Source organism: Moorena sp. SIO3I8, from assembly GCF_010692325.1.
Taxonomy (GTDB): Bacteria; Cyanobacteriota; Cyanobacteriia; order Cyanobacteriales; family Coleofasciculaceae; genus Moorena.
In genome coordinates this window covers 32,247-43,162 of sequence record NZ_JAAHHW010000050.1, presented here as the reverse complement: position 1 = coordinate 43,162, position 10,916 = coordinate 32,247, and the positions used below count along the sequence as shown (strand labels likewise).

Here is a 10,916-nt window from a genome sequence, read left to right as displayed (position 1 = left end):
TATAGATTTCTCCTGCCTGACTTGGCTGAGATAGGTCCCTATTTTCTGGAGTTGCTCCTCTTGCTCTAGACTTAAGTGGCTCACCAAATCTCTCCACCCATTAATCCACGTTAACAATTTTTATACAGAAACATCGGATAGTAACATCCTCTGGGCATCTCACCATAGAACTTATCAAAACTTATCAAAACTTAACAATATAGCCAATTTGCTGATGAAATAGGAAAACTCTCTAATTCTAAGGTATGGTTTGGATTGGCATCCTCCCCCGGCAGGAACAATCCTCGCGCTGGGGGATTTCCACGTTATACCGAGTTGCATTCAAAAAGAGTAGATTGGTTGGATAAAGAGATGGGGAGATGGGGAGATGGGGAGATGGGGAGATGGGTGGAAGAGGAAGTTATAAGTTTGACCGCAACTTGATATCACTGTAAGTCTTTATCCTTTCGTTGAGTTGGCTGAATGCTGTTCCCGTAGCGTCCGCGTAGCGCATATGCTTAAGAATTATCAGCTAATTTTTGGCAAGAATTTAATGCATCCTTTTGTTTGCTTTATTTGCCGTAAATTTATGCTTGAATAATGTTTTAATAAGGGAAAATTATTATGATAGAATTTGATTTATTTTTCGGTAATATTCTGCATATTTCTACATTTATTTATATATAAAAATCAAAAATTTATCGTTTTGATATACGGATAACAGTCTAGCAAATAAAAGACATATTATGAACATAATTTTAAATTTTAACAGTGGTTTTAACTGGCGATAGGTTTTTGATATCCTGACTAAAGTCAGGATAAAAGGAGTGGGGTATTGACAAAAGCGATACAAAGGGGATAGTATTGCGAACGTGACCAAATGCCAGACGAAAAAACTAGATATAGAACGATTAAACCAGTTGCCGAAGGAGGAAGTGGTAGAAATGCTCATGACTGCAGCGAAGTCTATAGATATATCAGCAGCAAGCAACAATAGAAGAACTGAAAAAAGAAATAGATAAACTGCCTGTAATTAGCAGAGTTAGATCGCAAAATATCATCAAAACTGCGATCAACAGACCTACTCAGAAATAGTAAAAACAAGATACAGGATAAAAATCTAAACGTCAACCAGGCAGACAGCAAGGACATCAAGGAAAAACCTGGAGTGGCTCTCGGTCTCGGGAACCTTTTCAGGATACTGCTAATTTATCTATCGGCTAATTTATTAAGTTAAGTAAATATTAAGTTTAGTCAAAAAAATGCTCTGCTTAGGGGTAGTCTGTGATAGAGTTTGTTGAGCAAGCTCGACCGGCTCAACTTGATAAAACTGCACTTGCTCCTTATTTGATTCCATAACCTTACGTTCTGAATCATTACCATAGAATTCAAGGGAGTTTTTATGCTCGCATACGGATTTATAACATTATTGAGTCTAGGTTCTGAGTACTACTTTAAATACGAGATTGATGCTCAGACTGGTTTCCAGATCTATTGGATTACAATCCCTGAGGGACTCGATAAGGAACGCTATAGCAAACAAACAATCTCCGAGTTTTTAGCAGAATCATCAGTTGCACAAATTCTCAAACCTGGAGCACCCCTTGATAAGAGCCTTTATCAAGCTAGCCTAATTTTACCGGGATTACCAGCCTCACCTTTCGATGCATTTTATACTATTGAACTAACCTACGACAGCGATTCATTTACGTTAGGAGTTCAATCTACTGATTCTTTTGGATTTAGTCCGGAAGGCTCAACTCATTTCAAAGATTTAAATCTGAGTTTTACCCAGCAACTTAATTCCGAAACCGTCACTGTCAGTGGAACAGTGACGGCGGTTTTCTCTGGTCAAGATATTGTCCTTGAGGCAGGGTTGAGCGATGGCTCTGAACTAATTTTTAATTACAATCCTAATAATCCTCAGGAAATCCCGATTCAACCGTGGGGCAATTTGGAGTTGACGACTTTTACGGTCAAACCTGGATCAAATCCTCTTCAACCCCAGGTGCTCTACTGGTTTGGAGAAAAGTCGGGAGAATGGGTTTATGATTGCTCCTTGAGGAATACCGAAGATGCACCCGCCATCGACTTACGGATTCAAACGGAGCCAGAAACAGTGCAGTGGGGATTAGGGTCTATCGCTGTTAAAGATGGCTTGATCGAGAGTGAAAATGCGACCCTAGAAGCGGCAAACCTAAGTTCTGCTAGCAAACTGATCAAGGCATTCCAAGAGAGCAACGAAATCACTATTGCAACCTGGATTAAGCCTAGCCAAACGGGTCAACAATACCCAGCTATAGTCCTGACTCTATCCGAAGATCCTCAAAATCCCTATGTGACTCTCGCTCAAGGGGATTCAGAATGGCTAGAGGGTTATGGAAATCGGTGGTCGGGGGATTGGTACCATCACGACGAGTATAGTGTGCTATTGCGCACCAACACTAATGATAGAAACCGATATTGGCAAATCCTGACGACAAGTCCCGACACAGTAACAACCGAGCTAACCTATGTTGTCTATACCTTCTCACAGAATAACTTCGGGGATGAGAGTGATAATGCCAAGTTGTATCTCAATGGCAAGCTAGACAATTCAAAATGGATTAATAGCGATAATCAGGAGCGTCATTTTTGGAGAAATAAGAATCAGCAGAGTAATCGTGCGAAAAATAGGAATCAGAGGGGTAATCGTTGGAAAAATCGGGATGATGAGGAGGATTCTCCTTGGAAAGATCGGGATGATCAGGAGCTTAATCTTTGGACAAATGACCCTGCTGTTAAGTTAGCTTTAGCAAATGACGTTTTATTTCTCGATCGCAGGGGCAACTCCCGAAGGAATCAAGATTTCCCTTGGGAAGGGGAACTCTACGAGGTGGCAATTTATGACTCCGCCCTGACACCAGAGGCGATTTACCAGCGCTACTACCCCACTATTGAAATTTTGGGCAACCTGACGCTGACTAATATGCCCACTCCTTTGAACCAACCCCTAACTGCTCAACTGACTTTGGAGGGTATGCCGGATGTAGAGCATTATTCAGAGTCTAAGCTCAATCTTAAGGTTGACACCTCTGAAATCCGGGAAGTTACCCCTGAGTTTGACTTCACCAAGATTGCCCTGGAATGGCAATCAGAACCTGGAACCTCCCCAACCTGGTACTTTAAGTGGGGACAAGTGGATAGCACGTTATGGAAAACGTCAATTCCCTTTACGGCAGTTCAAGCGGATGCGCCGGGTAAACTTGCCCTCAATTCACCGGAATTCGACCTTCAAATCGGATTAGGACAAATTAATACCCTAGAGGGGTTGTGTCTATTCCTGAAATCAGATACCACCGGGGAGATCTGGCAGATGTCTTCCATCACCTCTGTGTCTGAACTAGTACTCCCCCAATTAAGGGATTATCGCCCATTTGATTGGACGGTAGATTTCAAGCTACTCTTTGCTCGTCACAATCAACAACGGAGTCAATTTGACCCCCTCGGGATTGAAGATGGGAAAGTCGTTCTCAAGGGCAATTGGTTGGGAGAAAACCTTGTACTTCATGGCTGGTGGCGCAATGAGCAGTTTGTCCTGGAAGGGCAAAGGAATTTGAGTCTACCGTTTGAAGTTACCTTGGGTCCAATCTTTGAACCCGGTACCTCCCACAAGATTATCGACCAGGTAGCGATCGCTTCCGTGATGAACGCCACTGTAATCCTGGAACTGACTGAGTTAGGCTTTTTGGCCAAAGTCTCTGGAACCTTTGATTGGACAGATCAAGCAGGGACGGTAAACACCTTTACAGTGCCGGAGTTTACCCTAGTTCGCCCACCGCTGACTCCCAATCACATCCTGGAAGCGATTTTGGAACGGTTAAACTCCCAAGTAGATGTGATCTTTGCACAACAGTTTCGCCATCAAGCGGACTACTACTTTACGGTGGTGGAGCAAAAACCTGTTATTTATTTGGGCAAACCCAACGACTCTGCTGCCATCACCCAAACCACAACATTGCCCAAGTTATTCAACACTGCTGCGGATTCCAATAACATTTCCAGCACCGCAGGCATCTTTACCCTTACAGAAAATGCTGATCAAAGCTGCACCGTGACCATAACTCCTCCGGAAAGCAGTGACAATTGGCTAGATCAACTTAAGACCGATTACGACAACTTTATTACTCAACTAGATACCAACAGTAATCTGATTCCTGGTACCCTCACCCTTGTCAAAACCCGCATTGCTGAACGGATGCCGTTGTTGGTTGAGGAAATTCTCTACTACTACTACGGCTTGGATACTGTTAATGGCTCAGTGGATTTGCAAGCTGGAATGCGGTTACGGGTCGATTACCAAAACTATCAATTCGTTCATCCAGCCCAATCTACGGCTAATTCAGGGTTTGTGGGCAGTGGCACGTCCTACTATAGCCTCAACAGTTATCGGGATGGCACTAACCTAATGATCAACTTTGATGGGTTTTTGTCCCAAATTCAGCCCTATGTCACCACAGATATTGCTACGGTAGGGGCTGGGAGTAGTCTGGATACCTTTAAAGTTGGCTATCAAAAACCCTACTTGCGGCTAGTTTATCCTAGTTTGGCAGCTCCCTCTGCAGGTTCCCTCGATCCCGGACAAGCTGCAACCATTATGGGAGCCGCAACAGTAACAGACCTGGATAAAAAGACAAACGTTGCCAGCTTTTATTTCCGAGGACGGGCAACAGTGATTCCAGAAATTACGGTGGTGCTACAGGAACAACCGGTATTTGTTCCGGTGGGAACGACTTTACGACAACTGATGGAGCAACGTGTCAGTATTCCTTCAGTATCCCTGGGAGAATCCCTACTGAACTCTACCGGAAAACCGAGGTTGAGTCGCCTTTTACACGAAGGGGTGTCTAACGAACCTAGCTATCGCTTTATCTACCTGGACGTAGATAGTCCAGTGCTTGATTTGCCTCTGGTCAAAGGCGATCGCATTGTCCTGTAGGGGGTGAGCAGATGACTACCTTTACCCAATCAACAGCACAGGCGCTCTACTTTTTACCTGAATCCGTTAACCCTACCGTGCCCTATAGCATTGGTTTTTGGGTGAATGAAGGATCGATAGAAGGTTCTCAAACCCTTTCCCTGGAAGAAACTTGGACAATAAAGACGGGAGTATATCTATTTCTCAAAGCTGCTCTAGAGGGGAATGATGCTATAGACCCTTCGGTGTTGAGCGATTCGGCTTTGCCGACGCTATGCGATCGCATTCGTGAATTTCTGATTACACCTTCGGTACGCAATACTCGGTTTTTGTGGATTGATAACCCAGAGGAGTTAGTCTCTCGCTGGCGATTTCATGCCCTGACCCTGTCTCCAACAGATACCGTAGAGCGACTGACCTTTTTTAATTTCCGCAACTATGAATTAGCGATCGCTAGTGGCGTAATTTGTCAGTTGAATGGAACTAAAGACGGGTTTGTGTTTGCTCTGGATCCGTCTGTACACAACCTCCCTAACACCGGGACTGAATCACCGGAAACTGAATTACCGAAAACTGACCCCTTTTATTTGTCCACAGGTTATGGTGCTCATCAGCTCAAAGGCATTGAGGTCAATGAAGCAGGGGAAGCTATGGCATTACCCTTTAGTGGAGAGTTGGCCGGTTGCCTGACCTTTGCCCTGACCTTGCAAAACCAATCTCCTGGCACAGCCTCCTTTGAGGAACTAGTTTATCTGGATGTGACGTTGCGGATGTTTTTCAAATCCGCAAACTCCTTACTAGACCCGAGTGACCCCTTGTCTGGTTTTGCAGGATTGAATAGCGACCAGGAATTCCTGATTTCTAGCCATCGATATCCTTTTCTGGGGGAAGATAGGGATGCTGCTTCCCATTATTCTAAGCAGGGGGATGGTAGCCAAAATCTGACCTTATATAGCGCCCTAGATCCCCTCCAACCATTGAATGGCGATCGCACTTACTTTGCCTTTGTAGAGCCAGGAAACTCTACTATTTCGGATTTATCCTTGCCTTCTTGTTATCGCACCAATTTGGGATATTCCATCCATGTCACTCCCCATGGTCATGGGGACAGTCGGCTAATCTTTGCAGAGCGTCCAGGGCAGAATTCTAGCATCTTTGGTTCACCCTTGTATCTAGTCCCCCAAGGGAAATATACTCTCTCGGTTCCCAATTACGAGAGTACCCCTATCCCCAGTGGAAAGGACTTTTCGATACGAGATGAAGATAACTTCTTGTGTGGATTAGCGGGGATTGAATACATTCAACTGTCGAGTCAACAGGTTAATATTCTGCATCTGGAAGCTGGAAAACCGACCTTTGCGCCGGATTTCGTTCCTGAGCAAATTGTAGATACCAATGAAGCTGGGCAGCGTCTAGAATCGGGAACAACCACAGCTTGGGGATATATTGAATATGACCAAGTAACGAATTTACCGGTCTATTTTTCCCAACCCAAGCAGTCCTTGCTGTATCGAGCATCAACGTTTCAGGATGGAAACCAAGACCCAACTGATGATCCCCTCAGGTTTTTGGAGGTTCCCTTTACAGGACTGCCAAGGGGAGAGTATTTACCCTTGTTTCCCTATGGTGGAGTAAGTGGAACCCTGGCTCACTATCAGCAAATGGAGGAACAAATCCTCAATCCCCAGCGCCGCCAAAAAATTAGAATTGTTGCTGAAACAGACACCACTCAACTTAGCGGTGAAGCTCAGGAAATACAGGGCATAGGCATAGGGACATCTAGTCCGCAAGCATTCAGTGCCTTGAGTAGATCAGCTACCCCTGAAGCTCAGGCCATGGCTGCTGCTAGCTCAACAACGGAAACCATTACTGGTACAACTTCCCTGGGATTGTTGGCAACCTATTCCTCTGATTATCAAACCCTCAATAGTCTATTACTGGCGAAGGATACCGACAATGATGATGTAAGCTTGCAGGACTTAGAACGGGGTTCATCCCTCCGTTCAGCTTTCCAGTCCAGTCAGATGTTCCTGGTGATAACTGACCCGAGTTCCCTCAAAACCTTTGATACCAATGAACCTCCTCAAGTTATCAAAGAGCATTTTCAGAATAATCAACTGACTATTCAAGGGTGGACCTTTGATCTCAATCCAGACAATTGGCGACAGGGCACAGGGGATACGGATACGGTCTTACTGTTTAAATTCCTAGATAAGCCCCTGATTGATATTCTCAAGGATACCGCCCTGTGGGAACAACCGGAGGTATTTGTCGGGACGGCAACGGATGCTGATGAACGGGTCAAAGAGATTAAAGCAGTGCGCGATCGCTTAGTGGCATTCTTTGAAAATGCGATCGCAACCGCCAACGACCCCAATGCTGCTGAAAAAGACCGGGATAATGCTGCCCCTCTAGCCCGGGTTGGCAGCAGCACCTTTTGGTCAGGGATGATCGCGTTAAATGTTAAGCTCCCGGTCGGGACAGGAATGCCTCCAGACTTGAAAGCCCTAGAATGTGGCATACAAGACCGGGATAATTTCTACGCTCAGTATGTTGGAAGTAATGGCACCCCCATTTTGCCCCAAAATGGGCAATTGGTAGCGGAACAGTCTTCTTTGTTTGGATTGCTGGACTATGAAGACAACTCCGTGCCAGAAACGGGTCCCTTGGGCTATGCCTTCCAGGTGGCCAACTTACGGGTGCAGTTCCAAAATTCTCAAATTACCGCATTTTCCAGTGAAGTCAATCTTACCCTAGATAAACTCTTTGACGAAGCCACCCAATTACTCAATAGCCGCTCAGGACGGAATATCGTCATTCTCCAGGGCTTTACGGAAGAACACAATGGGGTGATTACCTATGGCTTTAGCTTTAGCGGCGAGAACTATTTTGCCCTACCCGATAGTCATATTCTCAATAATGTTGACATCGTTAAGGCCACTTTTTCCACAGATCCCCCAGGCAATGATACTACACTCACCATTGGACGATTTACCCTCTGGGGCCGTCTCAATTTCCGTGACCTAGAGGCCTTTGATGGATTATCCTTTGGGTCAGATACTTCCCTGTCCGATGAAGTGTTAACTGCCAGCAACCTGGTCAACCGCAGTGCCCGTGCCCTGGAAGACGATTATCAGGTAGGGATTGATACTCTCAATCAAGCATCAGCGGAGTTGCAGCAAAAACTGGATGAGCTAGCTAATAACGAACAATTCCTCCAGTTTTCAAAGCTGAGTATTGTGATGAACTGCAAGCATACCAATGGTACCCAGGATATCACCTTTAGTGTGGAGCCCAGCCAAATTGCCTTTGATTTCGCTCGCAGTAAAGCCCGCCCCCATAGTCTCTACAGCAAATTTCCCCTTAAGCTGACTAACTTCGTCTATCTCGACCCTGCTCAACCCGATAACAAGCCTAAAGGGTATCTTACGGTTAAAACTCCCTTGGGCAGTGGTTCTATGCCCGACAGTGGCTTTGGTTTTAACTTCGAGTTTAATTTGGGCAGTTTGGGGGCATTGTCGGGTTCAGCTCAGTTTGTGGTTAATCTGTTGATTATCTGGGAACCGAATCAGGATGGTTCCCAGGAAAAAGCAACAACCTTTGTGGGATTGAGGCTACCGGGAATTGGTGGGGATGTGCTCGGTTTTCCTCTCCAGAGTGTACTGAAGCTGTCCTTCAAGACGGTGGAATTACTGGTTGATTCGACTAGCGCTTCTGGTACAGCTTACTTGTTAAAAATCAAGAAGGTTGCTCTTAAGTTTTTTGTCCTCTCATTTCCCCCCAATGGACAAACCGAAATTGTTATCTTTGGCAATCCTGATGCCACGGATAGTAATGATGCCGTTGGTTGGTATGCTGCTTATGCTAAATAACTACAGCTATCTGGTGGTGCGTCCCCCACCAAAGGTTAATGTCCAACTATTAAAAGCAACGTCAGCTATCAGCTATCAGCTATCAGCTATCAGCTATCAGCTATCAGCTTATAGGTTAGGTCACAGGCTAGAAGCCTGTGCCACGCTAGTTGGCTTTTGAATAAAATAAGCTGACGGCTGACGGCTGACGGCTGACGGCTTACAAAGCCACTAACCAATAGGTTGAATTTAATTTAGATAAACAGGAGATACGATGGCAGAGCAGAAAATCCCTAATTATCAAGATATTAACGATATCCCAACGTTTATGGAGGAAGTACAGACTACCTATAGCATTACTGAAGAATTGCCCATCACCTTATCTGACAATCATCCATTATCTGATATGTGGGCAAAACCAATTACTGTTACGGAAGGTACATCACCAGATCCTTGTTATACGGCTACTGGATCAATTAATGATGAGTTTCCCTTCAATTTTGCCAAGGATTTTCCCTTTGATATTAAAGATTTCAGTTTTCTAACCAACCAAGATGTTGCTCCTGAACTGGCAATGAAGTTGAAGATTGATGTCTTCCAACCTATCCCGGAACCTGAAGATAGGAGGGGGATTAAAGTAACCGTATTTTCGGTACCCCAATCTGATGATTATCCCAATGGTGTCATTGTTAAAAAAGGCTTAACCTTTGTGGACGCAAATGGAAATCCTGTGGCTGATGATAATCTTTCAACAACAAAGATTCCAGAAGAATCAGTGGTGCCACCGGAAGCTGACGTTAAGCTCGATCAACTATAGCCTTTGTATCTCGGTTGTAAACACACGAATTGCTTAAAAAGGCAAGAGGCAAGAGGCAAGAGGCAAGAGGCAAGAGGCAAGAGGCAAGAGGCAAGAGGCAAGAGGCAAGAAGCAAGAGGCAAGATGGGAAAGATATCCGGAGTTTTATTGCCCAATAAAAAAAATACCTCTTAGGTTTACATATCATTTATATATGATATATAATTCAATGGTAAATGTCTAATTTATAATTGTTGTAAATTGATAGTTGTTGAAACTAAATATTTTTGAATAAGGAGCAAAAACATGTCAGATACTAAAGTATTTTTTGGTGTTTCTCTAGAACTGGCTGGAAAGACAATTTCCTTAGAACCTAAAAATGCTATTAATGAAATTAAAGAAAAGGGAATTGAAGTTGAACTTCCGGCAGGGGAGAGAGTCTATTTAGGGACAGTAGGTACCTCTCTTAACAGTATTTTACAAACCCTAGGAGCAGTTGAGTCAGGCACAACGGCTTCCTTTCTGAATGAGGATGGCACTCTCAAGTCCGACGAATTACCAGATATTACCGTCTTACAGGATGCGGCAAGTGTGCTGGTTGAAGCTGGTTTATATGTGGATGAATTTCATGTCAGAATTCCAGGTTCTAGTGCTTCAACGACAAATGCTGATGGAAAGAAAGTCGTTGATAAAACGAAGACAGCTTATACTGTTGGACTATCAGCAGAATGGCAAGAGAATTCAGGTCAATTAATAGATGGATTAGACCTTAAATTAAGGGGGGTCTATTTCAAAATCAGTAATGAAGAATAGCAATCAGTAATCAGCTATCAGCTATCAGCTATCAGTTATCAGCTATCAGCTATCAGCTATCAGCTATCAGCTATCAGCTTATAGGTTAGGTCACAGGCTAGAAGCCTGTGCCACGCTACTTGAGGTGCTTTTGAATAAAAAATGCTCCCTGATGGCTGACGGCTGAATGCTGACCGCTGAGCGCTGATTTCCGATAATTCCATTTTTGCCTAGTAATATTTCTGAATCGAGCCATGACTGCAATAGTGCAAAGAACAACCAGTGTTAGCTTTGGTCTGGTCTCCGAGCTAACCGTTGCTGGTGAAACTGTCAATTTGATCCTGGAGAAAATTGAAGACCGCAACGTAACGGTTTATCGGGGCGGTATGATTGCTGGACAGCGACTTTATGTCGTGGCGCTTTTGGAAGAACTGATTCCAGAATTAGATGCACCAGACTCGATTCAGAACTTAGCCATTACCAAAATGGCGGTGGAATTGCGACCGGATAAAGGGGCATTTTCCTTTGAGGCTGCTATTGG

7 protein-coding genes are annotated in these 10,916 nt (G+C 44.3%); 6 read left to right on the top strand and 1 reads right to left on the bottom strand.

Going from position 1 to position 10,916, the window contains the following annotated elements:
* The first annotated feature begins 255 nt into the window (after positions 1-255).
* From F6K51_RS19455 to F6K51_RS19435, 5 genes are all read left to right on the top strand, one after another.
* On the top strand, positions 256-423 hold the full coding sequence (locus tag F6K51_RS19455) for a hypothetical protein (protein WP_293023110.1): 168 nt from the start codon (positions 256-258) through the stop codon (positions 421-423).
* 958 nt (positions 424-1,381) lie between these two features.
* On the top strand, positions 1,382-4,957 hold the full coding sequence (locus tag F6K51_RS19450) for a LamG domain-containing protein (RefSeq protein ID WP_293023107.1): 3,576 nt from the start codon (positions 1,382-1,384) through the stop codon (positions 4,955-4,957).
* Positions 4,958-4,968: 11 nt separating this feature from the next.
* On the top strand, positions 4,969-8,808 hold the full coding sequence (locus F6K51_RS19445) for a hypothetical protein (RefSeq protein WP_293023104.1): 3,840 nt from the start codon (positions 4,969-4,971) through the stop codon (positions 8,806-8,808).
* Positions 8,798-8,968: a hypothetical protein gene (locus F6K51_RS19440; protein WP_293023102.1), complete on the top strand. Its 171-nt coding sequence runs from the start codon at positions 8,798-8,800 to the stop codon at positions 8,966-8,968. Before F6K51_RS19445 ends, F6K51_RS19440 begins: the two co-directional genes overlap by 11 nt.
* 93 nt (positions 8,969-9,061) lie before the next feature.
* A complete protein-coding gene (locus F6K51_RS19435) occupies positions 9,062-9,604 on the top strand; it encodes a hypothetical protein (protein ID WP_293023099.1) in 543 nt (180 codons plus the stop codon).
* Here the strand turns inward: F6K51_RS19435 and F6K51_RS19430 are convergent.
* On the bottom strand, positions 9,595-9,759 hold the full coding sequence (locus F6K51_RS19430) for a hypothetical protein (protein ID WP_293023096.1): 165 nt from the start codon (positions 9,757-9,759) through the stop codon (positions 9,595-9,597). The genes F6K51_RS19435 and F6K51_RS19430 overlap by 10 nt on opposite strands.
* A 130-nt stretch (positions 9,760-9,889) precedes the next feature.
* Between F6K51_RS19430 and F6K51_RS19425 the strand changes: the two genes are divergently transcribed.
* Complete coding sequence (locus F6K51_RS19425; protein ID WP_293023094.1) at positions 9,890-10,396, top strand: hypothetical protein; 507 nt, start codon at positions 9,890-9,892, stop codon at positions 10,394-10,396.
* Positions 10,397-10,916 lie beyond the last annotated feature (520 nt).